Source organism: Nocardia brasiliensis (assembly GCF_042691675.1).
Taxonomy (GTDB): Bacteria; Actinomycetota; Actinomycetes; order Mycobacteriales; family Mycobacteriaceae; genus Nocardia; species Nocardia brasiliensis_D.
Genome location: NZ_CP170507.1, coordinates 3,689,149 through 3,705,019, shown reverse-complemented (window position 1 = coordinate 3,705,019; position 15,871 = coordinate 3,689,149). Strand labels below are relative to the sequence as shown.

The 15,871-nt window shown below is 62.9% G+C and carries 14 protein-coding genes and 2 CRISPR repeat arrays (1 of these 16 cut by a window edge); of the genes, 4 read left to right on the top strand and 10 right to left on the bottom strand.

Annotated elements, in window-relative coordinates; all coding sequences use genetic code 11:
* Positions 1-459: a CRISPR direct-repeat array (repeat unit 28 nt; unit sequence GGTTCATCCCCGCGTGCGCGGGGAGCAC); it reaches 736 nt to the left of the window's first position.
* Positions 460-630: 171 nt separating this feature from the next.
* From ACFK0J_RS17040 to ACFK0J_RS17005, 8 genes are all read right to left on the bottom strand, one after another.
* Positions 631-903 (bottom strand): DUF6881 domain-containing protein, encoded by a 273-nt coding sequence (locus ACFK0J_RS17040; protein WP_378741353.1) that lies wholly within the window; start codon positions 901-903, stop codon positions 631-633.
* Between the two features lie 2 nt (positions 904-905).
* Entirely contained in the window at positions 906-6,308 is a 5,403-nt protein-coding gene (locus ACFK0J_RS17035; RefSeq protein ID WP_378741350.1) for a putative T7SS-secreted protein, read from the bottom strand.
* On the bottom strand, positions 6,309-6,917 hold the full coding sequence (locus ACFK0J_RS17030) for a hypothetical protein (RefSeq protein WP_378741348.1): 609 nt from the start codon (positions 6,915-6,917) through the stop codon (positions 6,309-6,311). It abuts the gene before it with no gap.
* Between the two features lie 830 nt (positions 6,918-7,747).
* The gene (locus ACFK0J_RS17025) at positions 7,748-8,428 is read right to left on the bottom strand and encodes a hypothetical protein (protein WP_378741346.1); all 681 of its coding nucleotides are present in this window, start codon (positions 8,426-8,428) and stop codon (positions 7,748-7,750) included.
* Positions 8,429-8,600: 172 nt separating this feature from the next.
* A CRISPR array of direct repeats spans positions 8,601-8,815; the repeat unit is 31 nt; unit sequence CCGGTTCATCCCCGCTTGCGCGGGGAGCACT.
* Positions 8,816-9,172: 357 nt separating this feature from the next.
* On the bottom strand, positions 9,173-9,730 hold the full coding sequence (locus ACFK0J_RS17020; RefSeq protein WP_378741344.1) for a class IV adenylate cyclase: 558 nt from the start codon (positions 9,728-9,730) through the stop codon (positions 9,173-9,175).
* Positions 9,727-10,398 (bottom strand): class I SAM-dependent methyltransferase, encoded by a 672-nt coding sequence (locus ACFK0J_RS17015; RefSeq protein ID WP_378741342.1) that lies wholly within the window; start codon positions 10,396-10,398, stop codon positions 9,727-9,729. Before ACFK0J_RS17015 ends, ACFK0J_RS17020 begins: the two co-directional genes overlap by 4 nt.
* Positions 10,385-10,954 carry a hypothetical protein gene (locus ACFK0J_RS17010; protein ID WP_378741340.1) on the bottom strand — a complete coding sequence of 190 codons (570 nt, stop codon included), beginning with the start codon at positions 10,952-10,954 and terminating at the stop codon, positions 10,385-10,387. Before ACFK0J_RS17010 ends, ACFK0J_RS17015 begins: the two co-directional genes overlap by 14 nt.
* Positions 10,947-11,846 carry a radical SAM protein gene (locus tag ACFK0J_RS17005; RefSeq protein WP_378741338.1) on the bottom strand — a complete coding sequence of 300 codons (900 nt, stop codon included), beginning with the start codon at positions 11,844-11,846 and terminating at the stop codon, positions 10,947-10,949. The genes ACFK0J_RS17010 and ACFK0J_RS17005 overlap by 8 nt, the downstream gene beginning before the upstream one ends.
* A 357-nt stretch (positions 11,847-12,203) precedes the next feature.
* Between ACFK0J_RS17005 and ACFK0J_RS17000 the strand changes: the two genes are divergently transcribed.
* Positions 12,204-12,740 carry a hypothetical protein gene (locus ACFK0J_RS17000; protein ID WP_357942510.1) on the top strand — a complete coding sequence of 179 codons (537 nt, stop codon included), beginning with the start codon at positions 12,204-12,206 and terminating at the stop codon, positions 12,738-12,740.
* 13 nt (positions 12,741-12,753) lie between these two features.
* The gene (locus tag ACFK0J_RS16995) at positions 12,754-13,221 is read left to right on the top strand and encodes an NUDIX hydrolase (RefSeq protein ID WP_378741334.1); all 468 of its coding nucleotides are present in this window, start codon (positions 12,754-12,756) and stop codon (positions 13,219-13,221) included.
* Here ACFK0J_RS16995 and ACFK0J_RS16990 read toward each other — a convergent pair.
* Positions 13,209-13,772, bottom strand: coding sequence for an HD domain-containing protein (locus ACFK0J_RS16990; protein WP_378741331.1), 564 nt, complete (start codon positions 13,770-13,772; stop codon positions 13,209-13,211). The two genes, ACFK0J_RS16995 and ACFK0J_RS16990, sit on opposite strands and share 13 nt — an antisense overlap.
* Positions 13,773-14,180: 408 nt before the next feature.
* Here ACFK0J_RS16990 and ACFK0J_RS16985 point away from each other — a divergent pair, with 408 nt between their 5' ends.
* The gene (locus tag ACFK0J_RS16985; RefSeq protein WP_378741329.1) at positions 14,181-14,636 is read left to right on the top strand and encodes an NUDIX hydrolase; all 456 of its coding nucleotides are present in this window, start codon (positions 14,181-14,183) and stop codon (positions 14,634-14,636) included.
* Positions 14,637-15,043: 407 nt separating this feature from the next.
* On the opposite strand, the gene ACFK0J_RS16980 is transcribed toward ACFK0J_RS16985, so the two are convergent.
* Positions 15,044-15,232: a hypothetical protein gene (locus tag ACFK0J_RS16980; RefSeq protein ID WP_378741327.1), complete on the bottom strand. Its 189-nt coding sequence runs from the start codon at positions 15,230-15,232 to the stop codon at positions 15,044-15,046.
* 60 nt (positions 15,233-15,292) lie between these two features.
* Between ACFK0J_RS16980 and ACFK0J_RS16975 the strand changes: the two genes are divergently transcribed.
* Complete coding sequence (locus ACFK0J_RS16975; protein ID WP_378741325.1) at positions 15,293-15,820, top strand: hypothetical protein; 528 nt, start codon at positions 15,293-15,295, stop codon at positions 15,818-15,820.
* The last annotated feature ends 51 nt before the right edge of the window (positions 15,821-15,871 follow it).

Sequence of the window (15,871 nt, the reverse complement as noted above, 5' to 3'; positions counted from 1 at the left end):
TCCCGGTTCATCCCCGCGTGCGCGGGGAGCACTCCCCGCCGATGTCCGCGCAGATTCACGCCCACGGTTCATCCCCGCGTGCGCGGGGAGCACTATTTCGCGACCGGAGTGAACTGGAACAGATCCGGTTCATCCCCGCGTGCGCGGGGAGCACGCGAAACGGCCTGTCCTGCACAGTGAGTGCGGCGGTTCATCCCCGCGTGCGCGGGGAGCACTTCTTCGTGGGCGGTGCGGGTTCGAGCTTGGGAGGTTCATCCCCGCGTGCGCGGGGAGCACACACCGTAGGAAGCTGGTTCTCCACTCCTTGGTGGTTCATCCCCGCGTGCGCGGGGAGCACGTGATAGAGCCGACCGCGAACGCGCTCGTCAGCGGTTCATCCCCGCGTGCGCGGGGAGCACATCGACGCTGGTCACGGCGTGGTCGTGTACTCCGGTTCATCCCCGCGTGCGCGGGGAGCACACTTCTTGACCTGGCCGTTTTCCTAATACCCTGCGATTCCTCAATCGGTTTGGTCAGTACGGAATCCAGTAGCAACCACCGCGCCCACTCCACGTTACTGTCGGATCCACCCATCGCCCACCGGCCCCGAACCGCCGTTGACGCCGCTATGACGAACCGCCGGCTCGTCGTTCACTGAGCTTTCGACCACTCGCGCTCGAATTCGTCTTGCGGGATCTCTTCAGCGTCGAACTCAGGCTGGCTGGCGATCTCATCCACCGCGGCGATCGGTATCTCAGCGAGGCCGGCGGTGGCTGTTTCGTGGGTTTCGTCTGCCCATTCCCGGCGTCCGTCGCGGTAGATCTGAACGCGACGCGTTTCGTAGCTATCGTCGCCGACTTCATGGAAGTAGTAGACCGGCTCTTCATCGAAGTCGTGGTGCCAGACAACTTTCACGTATCTCATGATCAGTTCCTTCCCGATCGAACGATTCGCCCTGATAGATCGAGGGGCTCTGTGTTGGGGACGACGAAGACGCCGGGCCTACCTTGGACGACAGTGAGTCCTGTGACGTCAATTTCCAAGAAGTGCGAGAACTTTTGCCCGGCCCACGGTACGCGCAGGAATGCGGCTGAAAGCTGAGCTGGTGTTCGTGTGCCGGGTTCGATGTCGGTGAGGTACTGCCCGTCTCCGTATCGTGCGTCTTTGGGGTTGTGTTCGCGCAGTGAGGGCCGTAGCTCTTGGGTTTCGAGGATCGCGTCGTGGCCTTGCTCATTCGTGTAGTGGTACAGCGAATTCGGTGTGGGGTCCGCCGGTGCTTGTGGAAGGGCGGGGCTCGAGGGATCGCGGGTTTGTGTGTTCGAGCATTCATCCGGGATGAGGCCGAGGGGGTCTGACCATGTGGTGGGGTTGTGCGGGTAGGTGCTCGGGTTGGCCGCCGCGGTGAGCCCTAATGGATCTGTGGTGAGGTAGCGACCGGTAGCGGGGTCGTAGGTGCGGTGCAGGTTGTAGTGCAATCCGGTTTCAGGGTCGTGAATCTGGCCCGGGTATCGGAGCGGTGTTGTGGTATCACCGCTCCAGTCGGTCTTGCCCCAGAGGTCGGTTGTCGCGGTCGCGGCGGTACGGGCGGTGTCGGGATCGACCAGCTCGGTTGGCGCGCCGACGAGGTCGGTGACAATGGCGTAGAACTCGCGGTCGACCGTCTTTTGATCTGTGGTTTGCGTAATCGGTGTGTGTGAGTTCGGTTGGTATTGCCAGCGCGTGGTGACGTCGCTGGTTGTTTGTTCGATGAGTTGAGTGCCGTCCCAGGTGTAGTCGGTGCGTTCCAGGACGATGCCATCGGAGTCCAGGTGTTGTTTGGTGGTGCGGCGGCCCAGGGCGTCGTAGGTGTAGTGCCACCACTGCCGGTCAGGGGTCCAGACGTCGACGAGTTGGTCGAAGCTGTTGTAGCGGTAGTGCCAGACGTCGGGCTTTCGGGACAGTCTGGTGGTGGTCTTGCGGATCAGTCGGCCGGACTTGTCGTAGTGGTAGCGCGTGCGGCCGTCGCGGATGAGTAGATTGTCGCGGTACTCGCGCGGGCTCGAGCTGTCGGCGGGGTGCGGCGTGCTTGCGGTCCTGGTTGTGCCGAGATCGATAGTCGGCTGGTGCTCGGCGCCGGTTGTGCCGGTCGACGGGGCGCTGGTGATGTTGCTGAGGTCGTCGTAGGTGTAGCGCTCGGCGATCGTGCCGTCGTGGGCGATGGTGGTGACTCGACCGATGGGGTCGAGGTTGTAGTCGTAGTGGTGTGGTTCGAGGTCAGCGTGGGCAAGGCTACGGCGGGTGAGGTATCCGTCTGGGCGGTAGGTGTATTCGTCGTGGCGTAGCTGGCGAGGCTCGGGTCGGTTGGTTGGTTCGAGGTCTAGGGATATGCGGGGGAAGCCGGTCACCGTTTGTTTGGCGACCCGGCTACCGCTGGAGAAGTCCAGGGCGACAGCGACTTCGCCGACCTGCCAGCCGGTGAGCCGACCTAGCGGGTCGTAGGCGAAGGTGAAGGCGTGCTCGTCTGCGGTGAGGTTGTGCACGCGTCCGGCAAGGTCGTGTGTCCATGTGGTGGTGGTGCCGGTGGGGCTGGTTCGGCGGGCGCGGCGGCCGTGTTGATCGTATTCGTGGCGCATCACCGGTTGGTCATCGAGTTTTTGGGTCGCCAGTGCCCCGGTCGGCGTGTAGGTGAATTCGAGGGTGTGCGTTGGGCTTTCGTCGGTTCCGGTTATTGCGGTGAGGATTCTTCCTGCGTGGTCGTGGGTGTAGCGGACCCAATCGCCGGAGTCAGATCCGATTTCGGTGAGCCGACCGAGTTTGTCGTAGGCCTGGTATCGGGTCTCGCCAGTGGCGGCGGTGATCGTGGCGACGCGTCCGGTTGTGTCGTGTGTGTATCTGGTTGTGGCGCGGCTGTAGTCGGTTTCTTCGACCAGTCGTCCGGTGGTGTCGTAGGTGTAGGTCCAGGTTTGACCGAGGGCGTTGGTGACTGTCCTCAGTCGGCGTTGGGCGTCCCAGGTGTAGCGAGTGGTGGAACCATCTGGCTCGGTGCGGGTTGCGAGCAGATCGAATGCGCCGTAGCTGAATCGTGTGGTGTCACCGGCTCGGTTGGTGTGGGTGAGGATGTTGGCTTCGCCGTCGTAGGTCCATGATTCGGCGTGGCCGTCGGGGTCGGTGCGGGAGAGCAGTCTGCCCTGTGGTGACCATTGGTAGTGGGTTGTCTCGCCGAGAGGATTACTCACTCGGGTGGGTCGACCAGCAGCGTCGCGCTCAATGTGGGTGAGGCCGCCGTAGGGGTCGGTCACCTCGACCGGCAGCCCCGCGGGGTTGACTTCGATGGTGGTGCGGGCGCCGCCTGGTTGAGTGATCGTGGCCAGGGCACCGTTGGAGTGGTAGGTGTATTCGGTCCGCGCTCCGGTTGCGTCGACGGCGGCGATGAGATTAGCTTGTTGGTCATATTCGTGTCGCCATACGGTGCCGTCTGGCCGAGTGATCGTGATGGGCCGGTTTCGCCACAGGTACTCGAGCACGATGGTGTGCCCATCGGGGCGCTGAAGTTCGGTGATATCGCCGTCCGCGGTGTAGCGGTAGCTGGTTCTCCCACCATCGGGGCCGATGACTTGCAGGGGTTTGCGGTCGGCGTTGTAGTCGATGTGGGTGCGCCCGCCGTCCGGTTCGATGAGGTCACGTAATTGCAGTTCGCGGTCGAAGCCGTGGCTGGTGACCGCGCCGACGGAGTTGGTGACGGTGGTGAGTCGTCCAGCACCATCGGCGAATTCGTGATACTCGAAGTCGGTATCGAGCACCGACCCGGTGCCACGTTGGAAGATCACGCGGCCGGATTCGTCGTAGGTGTTGACCATCTGGTTGCCGTTGGAATCGGTCCACGACGTCATGTGGTACTCGTCGTCGTAGGTGTAGCGCATCGTGGCACCAGGACTGGAGGTGACCGTAACGAGAAGTCCTGTGTCGTAGCCGAATTCCCTTACCCGTGTTCCTGTTTGGACTTCCTCCGTAGCGCTGTCGAGCACTTCGAGTGCGGTGATTCGTCCAGCCGTGGTGTCGATTCGCAGCCGGTAGCCGCCCGAGTGTGAGACCGCGATGGGCTCGGCGGCGGTGTTGTAGTGGAAGCGGATGCGGTTGAGATGCCGGTCGGTAATCGCGGAGATGGCGTAATTGCCGAGTCGGGATTCAATGCCGCCGAGGACTGGTTCTGGCGCGAAGTGCCAGATCAATTCGCGTTGTTGGTCGTGGATGCGGTATCCGCCGCTCTCGGTTCGCGTCAGGGTCCAGCGTTGTCCGCCGGTGACAGGCCCAACAGGCACGCCTGGTTCGGCGTGCGGGTAGGCAAGCAGGAGCCCGTCCTCACCGATGAAGGTGACGCCTTGATGTTCGGCGACGATCCGCATATCCAATGTCGAGGACCAGCAAGGCCCGAACCAGCGACCGAATCGGTAGTTCGAACGATGGGTGCGCCGCAGTACCAGCGGCAGGATCCCCGGCATGGCGATGTCGGTTTCGGGTAGCAGAAACTCGCCGGTGGCGATGTCGACAGGGTCGTCGGTGCAGGTCTTCTGCTCCGGAGTCCGGTCGGATTCGTGGCCGGGCTCCTGGGCGCGATCGTAGGCGTTGTGGTCAACGTCGGCTCGCTGTTGGAGGCTCGGATCCACCGGGGTGTGGTCCGGTACGTGGTGTGGACTCCGCTGATCGGTGCTACCTGGGTGGGTGTCATCGCTGTGATCGGTGGTGTTAGGCGATTCATGGTGCGGCGCGGGGGGTTTGGTATCGGCGTCGGGGTGTCTGGATTCGGGCTCCGGGTGGGCCGCCGGTGGTCGGTCCCCGTTGGTGCGGGACGGCGCTTCGGTGTCGGCATGTCGTGGGGACCGATCAGTGTCCGGATGCGCCGTCGGCGAGGAGTCTTCGGGGCGGTGTGATGGTGCGGCATCTGTCTCGCTGGGTCGCGCTGGGGGTGCCTGGTCGTCGGCGCGCGACGGTGCAGCATCTGTTTCCGGGCGCTGAGGGGTTTCAGGCGAGTGGTTGGTGGTGCCGGGGCGGGGACTGACGTCCCCGGATTGTGTTGCGTGCGTGCCGGGTTGGGCGGCCGGAGCGGTCTGGGTTGCTGGTTGGGTGCTCGGCGACGGCGCCTCGTGGCTGGGCTTGGGTACGTCATGAGCGGCCGGTGCCGTTCTTGGGGCTGGTGTGGGCGTGTGGGTGCCGAGACTCGTGGCACGGTCTGTGATCCGTACCGCGTCTTCAACCTTGTTGACCGCTGTGGCCGCGGTTTTCGCGCCACCGGCACCGCCGGTCGCCGCGGCCAGCAAAGCGTCGCCGGTCAGGCTGCCCGCGAACTCGAAGGGATTTCGTCGAGCATCCGACACCACTGAGGACACCACCGCGCCGGGATCGGCGGCGGCCACCACCAGCCCGGTGCCCAGGTTCGACATGCTCGATAAGTATTCGGCGGGATGCGTGAGGTTGTAGGTGTCGGTCGGATTCACCTGTCGCACGAACTGCACCATCGAGGTGAGGCTCGTCAGCAGGCCTGCATCGAAGCTTTCCTTGCCGTGGTGGTAGATGTCGGCGAGATCGCTCAGGTTGTCCGACCACCGTTCGGTGAACGGTGGTTCCGTCGGCGCGCTCGCGGCGGCCTCGATCAATTTGCTCGTCGCCGTCGCGGCCGCGCCATCGCGCTGCGCGCGTGCGTCGCGAAGGATGTCGCGGGCGATAGCGCGGATCGGGGTCCAGGTGTCGGTCAGCGTGCGCCCGGATTTGTCCTTGTCCGACAGCGCGTTCCACGCGTTCTTCTTCGCACGTTCCTCGGTGTCGGCCTCGTCCCACTTGGCGATCGCATCTGCTGCTTTGGCTTGCGCGGAGACGACTTCGCTGTACCAGTTATCCAACGCGCCAGCGGCTTTGCCCATCGCGTCGGCGCCGTCCCACCACAGTTTGGGTTGCTTGTCGAATACCTCGTTGAACGCGTCGGCGGCCGAGCCGGTCCAGTTCGCGGTATCGATGGTCCGCAGCGCATTGCCGGTGGAGTCGATGCTGGTGCCCATCTTCCGCAGCGCTTCAGCGGCGTCATGAATGGCCGCGGGCTCGCCTCGGACCAGTTCCTTCGGATCCCGGGTCTGCCCCAGTTCTCGCTCGTCGACCTGACCGCCGGTCGCACTCGCGATCCGATCACCGAGATCACCCAGTGACTGCGCCGCGCCATCGGCACCGACCGCGCGTGCACCGGACGCGAGGGCGTCCAAGCCGGCATCCGCAACTTGACCTGCCGCTTGAATGCCGGACTCGACGACACCCTCGACCGCGGTACCGACGCTGTTGAGGAATTTGTCGAATCCTATCCCCACCTACTTGTCTCCCCCCGTTTTCGTGATCTCCGCGGCCTGCTGAGCGGCGCCGGTGTGCCAGCCGAGCTGTTCGCCGGTGCCGTAGCTGCCCAGATTCGCCAAAGCTTGTGGTCCGACCGCCTGGATCACCTGCGCGTTCGTGCCGATCTGGGCGAACGCCTGATCAAACGAATCAGCGCTGTAGTCAGCGTTTCGGACGTGGTTGATTCCGTTGTCTGCCACAGTGTCCTGCCATGACCGCGACGTGATCTCGTCCTTGGCAAGGTGGGGGTTACCGACCAGGTGCGTCCACATCTGCTTCATCGTGTCCGATGCCGTCTGATCCATCAGGTGATAGCGCCCTGCCGCCAAACCCAGAACCTTGGCGATCTCGTTGCCCGCCTGCACCAGATACCGCACACCCCACGACCAGCGCTCCGTGAACCGCTCCATCGCCTGCTGCACATTCTGCCGACCAGCCTCCAACGGCGACAACGCCAACAACGAAAAACCACGCCCCGTCCCTGCGGTCTCCTTCACCCCCAGCTCTGACAGCTCACCGACGATTCCATTAATCCCCTCGGCTGCCGTCACCAAGACCTGCGGGTCGACTTCTAGTCTGTCGCCCACTGCTACCCGACCTCGCCCTGCATAGTCACCACAGCCCGTGAAGCGGGCGCGCTGTGCGGTGAAACCGTCGAGGATCCCCTGACCGCGCTAAGTGCGGATCGGTACTCCCTTCGGACTCGACGCCCCCCGCGGTCATGTAGCGGGCAAGCTGTTCCAGGCTGGTGAATGCACACAACCAGTCCACACCGCCGTGCTCGCTGACATACATCCGCTCGTCGCCGGTCAACGGCACCAGCAGAACGGCGGCCCCGAACGCAGGCGCGTATTGCGTCGGGCTGCCCGAAACCCGAATAGGACGCCGTAATCTCCGCGCACAGCATCGCGCAACCTTGATCACGATCCCTCACCGTGACCAGCCCTCCCGGGTCCTCATTCAACCAGCCTCCCACACTGCCCATCCACGCCGACCATCACAACAAGCCGCCGACGATCTCGGAGAGCGTTCGAACCAGACCCAAAGCCTCAATGGCCTATGAACCATAAGACGCACGCGAGACTCCACCGGTGCCGTCAGCACCCAAGGGACATTCCGCGCAAGCACGTCTGCCGTGCGGTAAGGGGTTCGACGCCGAAAGAATGCTTCGGGTCGGGTCTTGCTCTGACGCCTTCATCACTAGCCCTCTCCATCATCGCGTGCGCAGATCGTAGTGGTTGAGCTCAGCTGAGGAGAGGGGTGATTCGGTCCAACCGCGGCGGGATGCATGGGGCTTCAGCCGGACCATCGCCTATAGCAACGGTCCCACGGTGGCGCATCTCCCCGGCCGGAGTGCGCACGCTTCGGCATGATCAGTGAGGTGACGTCGTGTTCGATCACACGGCCGGGGCACTTGCTAGCCGAGCGTCGACGTCAGCATGTCTCGGAATATGCCGACTGCGGTCGCGGCGCAACCACCACCGAACACAACCGTCACCGCCCCAGTAGCAGCCAATGACCGCCGGATTCGTATCCGACTGTCGCCGAGAGGGTTTCGCCGAGCCACGAGCGTGTGTACGACCAGCACTGCGAGCGCCGATGCGGCGGACAACAGTGCAGACCAGATGACGTGCTCGGCATCGAAGAACTGCCAAGTGTAATGGTCGAGGGCTTTCTCGGACGCCTCGTCCACCAGTCGGTGCATGGTCCCCAAAGATGTCGTGAGTGCGACCAAACAGCCAACCAACCAGAACACTGCCACAGCCACGACGCTGGACACGCAACCCATGAACAGCAACCTCGACGGCCGCACCGAACGCAATGCCCGCAGCTGCATCGCCGGAATCCCGATCGTCAGCGAAACCGCAGGCCCGACCGCAAGCGGTGCCACCAAGCAGAAGACGTAGATCGGGGCCGCTGTTCCCGACAATGCGGCGGCTCCGCGCGACTCGAAGTATCGGACACCGAACAGGCCGACCACACAACCACCAAGAACCGCCACCACGATCAGCGCCGCGAATCCGCCGGCAACCCAGCCGAGCAGCACACGGATCTGCGGCGATTGCCCGTGCTGACTAGTGAACTGCCGACCAGACACCTCATCGACGGTTTGCATCGAATCCCCCACAGCTTCACACGATACCGACGGAAGTCGGTCACATTCGGCAGGGTCCGACATTCCATCGAAGCGACGAATCACCGTCTGCTGCTTCCAAGGCGTCATCGGGCACTGTGCCCGGCGTGGTCCTCCAGGCCAGGATGCTCGGCTTGGGGTTCATCCCCGCGTGCGCGGGGAGCACCATTCTCATTGATGCCGGACTCGGCCCCTTCTCCGGTTCATCCCCGCTTGCGCGGGGAGCACTCCCCGACGGCATCGAGATCAGCCGGCGCGCGCGGTTCATCCCCGCGTGCGCGGGGAGCACCAGGGTTGGGTCGTAGGTGCGCTCGCGGATAGCGGTTCATCCCCGCGTGCGCAGGGAGCACCCTTCTCGACCTGGCCGTTGTCCTAATAGCCTGCGATTCCTCCATCGGTTTGGTCAGCACGGAACGCATTGGCAACCACCGCGCCCACTCCACGTTACTGTCGGATCCACCCGTCGCCCACCGGCCTCGACCCGCCGTTGACGCAGCTATGACCTACCGCCGGCGTCGGAGGGAGAGATCCAGGCGCCTGATGACGCTTACTTCGAGCGCCTGAACCGGGTTTGGGGAACCAGCAGCTGACCAACACGTGCAGTTCGGGTGGCGGCGGGTTTGGATGTGCCATGATGTCGATCTCAGTAGTTTTTAGCGCCGCACACCCTGCCATCACCCTTCCGTCGTGTGCGGTCGCCGCTGGTTGTTATTGTCCGGTCGCGTCCTCGAACAAGAGCGTGGGTTCAATGAGGATGTCCCGTCCGGTCTCGCTGTTGTAGATTTCGTCCACGCTGCCGAACCTGGCTTCTGTGTAGTCCAATCCCAGGCTCGATGCTGCACGGCGCACGGCGGTTTCGTCGGGGCCTTCGATTTCGAGGAACGTCGGCAAGCCTGGCCATGTGTCAAGGTCGAACACCACGTCGCCGAGTTGCCATTCCTCGCGGTAGTTCTCTTGGTACCGGACTTCGTGCAGGCCGAGCTTGATCAGGATTTCGGCCATCGCGGGCAGGTCACCGACCGTGGTTTCGATTTCGGTGGTGCCGTCGATGGTGGTGGCGTCAGTGACCTGCTTAAGTGTCAGGGTCGAACGAGATCCCTCGTTGCGCAGTCGAACCCAAGCACCACGGGCCAGCGAGTCATTCTCGAATATCTTGCGGGTCAAGAGTGTTCGCGGAAAGGACTGCGTAGCACCGAGACTCGTCAGTTTCGTCCGCAGGTCGTTGACATCCACCGACAAGAATTTTGCCTCGTACTCGTTTTTCATCGTTGCAGGTTTCGCCTTTCGCTCTGGATTCGTCGTGTGCCGATGAGTAAACCCATTCGGTGTGTGTGGTCGCGTAGTTGTCCTACGTGGGCGCGTTCGGTGAACGTGTCAGTCTGCAATGTCAGCAGCACGTTCCACTCGTCGCCGAAGTAGCGGGCGAGCCTGTCGGGTGTGGTGTAGTGCTCGATGAGCTCGTGACGGTATCCGACCGGCATCATGAACTCTGCGCCGAACAGTCCTCCTGGTCGAACGAGGTGTTGCATCCTGGCTACGAATTCGCCAAGAGGGCGTCTGTGGTTGGCGCTGTAGTGCCAAGAGCAACTTGTCCAGACCGCGTCGGCGGTCATATCGGCGGGGTCGGATTCGAGGAAGTCTCTGCACACGATACGAACCCGGTCGTGAAGTTCGGCCTCCTTCAGGCGCTCCACCAGTCCGGGGGCGTACGCGGTGCCGGATACCGGGAGCAGCACCTCACCGCCGTTCAGCGCTATCGGATCGTTCTCGATGGCGATGACACCGTACCCGGCTTGCGCCAGCGGCAACACGAACTTGCCGTCACTGGCACCGACCACGGCGACGATTGCGCCAGGTCGACACTCCTCGGCCAGAGCACGGAGAAACTGGGGGAAGAAGGTCAAGGTTCTTTCCCAGAGGCTAGCGGTCGGCATGATTCACCTCAATCGCATTCATGGACAGGATGGTTCGTACGACCTGTTCGGGTTGTCTTCCGGAGGTGTCGATCTGGTGGACGGGGTACTGAAGGTATGCGTCGGTGAGGCGGTCGGCGTTCTGTTCGCCGATGGCGTCCCATCGCGTGGTCGGTTTCTCACGTTGGGCCAACCGGTTACGGCGTTCTTCCGGCTCACACATCAATTGGTACATGACGGGTTGGGGAAGGTTGCGCGGAAGGGTGACATCGACCTCTGCCCCGAAGACCCGATGAGTAGTCAGGCATCGAGCGAAGTAGCTCTCGACCACCACCGGTATTCCGGCGTCGAGGTAGCGGCGTATCTGATCGACGGCTGTGAACAACGCGGACAAGTAGAAGCACATCCGCGCATCCACGTTCTCGTATACATCGAGCTCTCGCCGAAGTGGTTGGTAGAACGCCGGAATTGTGGGCACAAGTACTGCTTGGCGGGCCTGGGCGAGCAACGGTGCGACCGTCGATTTCCCGGTTCCAGGTAGGCCCTCGATGCTCTCGAAAAGGTGTCGTTCACGCACGGCTATACACCACATCCGGAATCAAAAGGGTCAGTTCATCATTCGCCGATGGCCGGTGCACGATGCGGTCATTGTCCTTGTCGTACCAGAAGGCGTGCGAGTCCTTGCCCACAGCTTTGCATGACATCGTGAGTGCGCCGCGTGGGTCCGACTCGATTCGGTCGATTTCGTGTCGCTTACTGGGAACGGCGCAAGTCGGCGGGTCGTCTTCGGACAGGTCTTCGTCCAGGATTACGTCGATTTTCAGCGATGCGCGCTGTAGCTGGTCCCGTAGCACCGAGTATTCGGCCGCGTCGGTAACCATCATCTCGGGGTGCAGGGCTGCATTTCCGACGGGGCGTAGCTGGTGCAGCTTGAGCTCCGATACTCCCAACGCTTCCAGCGTGTAGGCCAGATCCACCACTTCGCCGATGTTGTAACGGTTAACCACCAGAGTCACACCCGTCGGAACCCGCAGATCCCGAGCGAGGGTGAGGGTTTCGAGCGCGGCCGTGTAGCTTCCAGCCCGGCGAATGAGGTCGTTGGTGTTGCCGATCCCTTCCAAGGAGATGCGGAGCAGATCAACGCACGGCGCAATCTCACGCAGACGGGGACCGATGTGGTAGCCGTTGCTGCATATCTCTACGGTCAGCCCAAGGGTGTGTTTGGCGTAGCGGACCACTCGCGCCAAGTCCTTGTAGACGAACGGCTCGCCGCCGAGCAACGTGACAGCCTCAACATTGTGATGTTGGCGCATGAGCCGCATCAAGTTACACGCCTGCTCCACCGTGTAGGCGTCGGCGTGCTTGAGTCGCTCACCGTGGAAGCAGTGACCGCAGCTGAAATTGCAGCGGTACAGCAGCTGTAGGTAGAGCATCCGAATCTTGCGAATGCCGGTGACTTCTTCAATCACGGTGGCCCCCTTCGGGTTTGTGAGCGGAAACCCATCGTGTCCGCGGGGGCTAGGACCGCGTAACCGCGTATGGGACAAGGCCATAGACGTCCTGGGACGTTTCGGTAGCCGTACGGCCGTGGTCCTTGCCTATGGCACGGCACGTCGGCTTCCATAGAGCTTGTGAACCTCCGGCTTCAGTCCGTGCTCCTCCAGCGAGGAATCAAGCCCGAGGCGTTGGCCGAAATGTGTGAGGTGGACCCGAAGACGGTCGGCCGATGGCTCGGTGGACGGGTGCCGCACCCGAAACACCGCCACCGTGTCGCTCACCATCTCCGCGTCGAGGAAGGGTTCCTGTGGCCACCTACACCGGAGACTGTGCCTGCCACGAAAAACGTCGAATTGGTGGCTACCTACCCCAACCGCGCTGAGGTCCCACGCGAAGTGTGGTTGTCACTCCTGCGCGAAGCAACCGAGCAGATAGACGTCCTCGTCTTCTCTGGAACGTTCTTCGTACAGTCGAACCCTCAGGTCGTGAAGATGCTCGCGGAGCGGGCCCTACAGGGCACGCGGATTCGCCTGTGCTTCGGTGACCCAGGCGGGGAAGCTGTAGCCGCTCGCGGCCATGAGGAGGGCATAGGCGACACCTTGGCTGCAAAGGTTCGAGCCTCACTCACCTACTACCGGCCACTGCTATCCGAAGAAGGATGCGAGGTCCGGTTACACGACACAACGCTGTACAACTCGATGTTCCGCTACGACGACAACCTCATGGTCAATCCGCACATTTGGGGTCAACCCGCCAGCGCGAACCCGGTCTTCCAACTGCGCCGCGTCGACGACACTGGATGGTTCGACAACTACACCGAAAGCTTCGATGCCATCTGGGCTGAGGCGAAGCCCTGGGCACCCTGACGAAAGGCCGATCATGGGCAGGATCGAGTACTACTACGACCCGAAGGCACCCAAGCCCAATTCGCTTGTGGTGGCATGCAATCTTCTGGTCACCGACGAGTCGGGGGCGATTCTGTTGCAGCGGCGTCGTGACACGGGCCAGTGGGCGTTGCCCGGTGGCGCGATGGACATGGGCGAGACGCCCGCGGAGTGCGCCATCCGCGAGTGTCAGGAAGAAACCGGCATCACCGCCGAAATCACTGGGTTCCTGGGCGTATACAGCAACCCGAATCACATCGTCGCCTACACCGACGGCGAAATTCGCCAGCAGTACGAGAACACCTACATCGGCCGACCCATCGGCGGGAAACCCACCATCAACGAGGAAGCTGACGGCGTGACCTTCGTGCTCCCCGAAGACTTGGACCAGTACGACATCCACCCGAGTATGCGCCAACAGATCGGCGACTACCTGTCCAACAATTACCCCTACCTCGGATGAGCCAATAGCGCTTGCTCGACCCGCGCCACTGTCGCAAAAATGTCCGGCGCAGCACGCTGAATGAACCGCCCCACCACGGTATCCGGGCCGTAGCGGCTCAGAATTTCTGCTATCCGTTCGGTGGCCGTGGTCCGAGTGCCGTCCGGTGTCGTCGTTATGTCGCAGTAGGTCAAGGCGTCCACCAACAAAGGATCTTCCAGGATCGGAAACTCTGATTCCAGCTGCTCACGCAGGCCGCGCTCCTCTGCCTCCAGCAGGGCGAACGTGTGATTGGCAACAAGGCGGACAAGCCGCTCATCGGCGTGCTGCTCGTCCCGCAGGAAACGGGCACCGTCCAGCGGATGAAACCCGTTCACCGCAAGCCTGGGCGCGTATCCGACGTCATGCAAGATGGCGGAGGCTTCGAGCAATTCCCGATCGCAGCTCAGTTGTGCCGCAAGCTCGACCGCGGCTTCGGCTACTCCCTTCGAGTGCGCCCAACGCCGAGGCAGTGACGTCTCCAGCTCCTTCCGAGCCAGACACCACGCCCAAGACGATTCGTAGTCGATCATCGTCCAACGCTAACGGCTGCTGAATACGCTTGGTCGTGGATTGCGCGGGCGCAATCCTGTCCGTTGCCAGTTGAGGTGACGCAGCCCGTGGGTCGTGAGCAGCGCTGCGCCCACTATGTCCGGAAACGCTGCTGGGCGCGCAGCGCGCTCAACATGGCGCGGGCGGCGGTCTGAGCGCCCCTGGGCGAGCTCGATGAGCGAGAGCGCACCGTCGGCCTTGCCGATGTAGGCCATTTTCCGCGCCATGTCCGCCAGTGTTGGCGACTATCCGCGGGTAGAAGGGATCCACCACGTGACCCTCAAGCTGCCGGTCTGGCACCGAAACGAGGCATACCGCTGGTCGACCGCTACATCGAAGCCATCTACAAAGTCATCGCAGACCACGCCGACCTGAAAGGATAGGAACTGATGATCGACACCATGCTGCTGGAGAACCTCGTTCAGGACGCCGAACGAGACGGGGTGCAACAACTCGTCGTCGGCGCGGTCGTCCAGTACCACGGCAAAGTGCTTCTGCTGCAAAGACCCGTCGACGACTTCATGGGCGGCATCTGGGAATTGCCCAGCGGGAAGGTTGAGCCGGGTGAGACGCTCGGCAATGCGCTGATCCGCGAAGTCAAGGAAGAGACCGGCCTCGACGTCGCCGACATCCAGGAGTACCTCGGTGACTTCGACTATCAATCTGGCAGCGGCAAGAAGAGCCGCCAATTCAACTTCACCGTCGACGTCACCGCCCCCGACCCGGTCGAGCTGACCGAGCACGACGCCTACACCTGGACCAGCCTCACCGAGGACCCGCCGGTTACAGACGCCGTGAAGCAGGTCCTCACCCGCTACGCAACAGTGAGGACTGACCTGCCGTAAGGACAGTCACCGCCGAATCGGAAGGAGCGCGTGCGTGAGTACTGCCGCACCCAAAGCCGTTGCGGAGGCAAGGTTTCAACGGCACACAGTGATCGGGGATGTCCATCTGGTGTTGCGCCGGGGCAACACTGTGCTTTACGGCCAGCGCCAGCACACGGGGGTTTGAGGACGGTGCTTGGGCCGTCGAGGGATTCGTACACACTGGCTGCACCGCAGCCTCGACAAGCATTCGTTCCAGCTGGCAGGAAGGGATGGATACCGACCTTGCTACCCCACTCGCCAGGCCAACGCGTTGCGACGTCCGACGATGATTCACTAACGACCGACGCCATAGTTCGCGGACAGCGCCAACGCGGTCAACACCACGGCGCGATGGTCGGTCCTCGGTGGCACTCTCCAAGCCCGCGCTACTCCGCTTCGTCGGCGGGAACCAAGGGTGCGAGGTCAGTCCAGAACGGGTAGATGCCGGGTCGTGGTTCGCCGACGGCCTCGACACGTGCACGGGGCCGGTCGGGGTCGGCATCGATTTCCAGCACGCGGAACACGCTTACGCCGCCTTCAACGAGGTAAACCAGGGCTTTTTCCTCTATCGCCACACCGGCAGGATAGACCGGAAGGCCGACCGGTATGTATTTGCTGGCGATATGCTCGATGCTGTGCCAGTGCCAGCGCCGATGCTGGCGACCGCCGGGCGGCCGCCCGATGACCCAGGCCGGTGGGCGTTCGAGATGAAGTGGGACGGTATGCGCGCCATCACCACCGCAGCCGGTGGGACGTGCCGATTCTTCAGCCGCAATATGCGCGACGTATCGCGAGCATTCCCTGAGCTCACCGCCGCCGTCGCCGCACTCGCCGGACAGCGCGAGATGATCATCGACGGCGAGATCATCGCGCCCGAACCAGCAACGGGTGCACCGTCTTTCGCGCGCCTCCAGCATCGAATGCACGTCACCAGACCCGCCGCCGAACTGATCCGGGCCTTCCCAGTGCAACTGTTCGTCTTCGATTTGCTGGAGCTCGACGGCCGTCCCCTGATGACGCTGCCTTACCTCGAGCGACGCAGCTGGCTCGCGGATTCGGCGTTAACCGGCCCGCTGGTCAGTACGCCGCCGTTCTGGACCGACGTCGACGCGGCGACCATGCTCGACCTGGCTCGCGAGCACCAGCTCGAGGGCATCTTGTAGCCAGGGTTTGAGATTGACCGATTGACCGTCCCTCGTCGGCATTGCTGACGT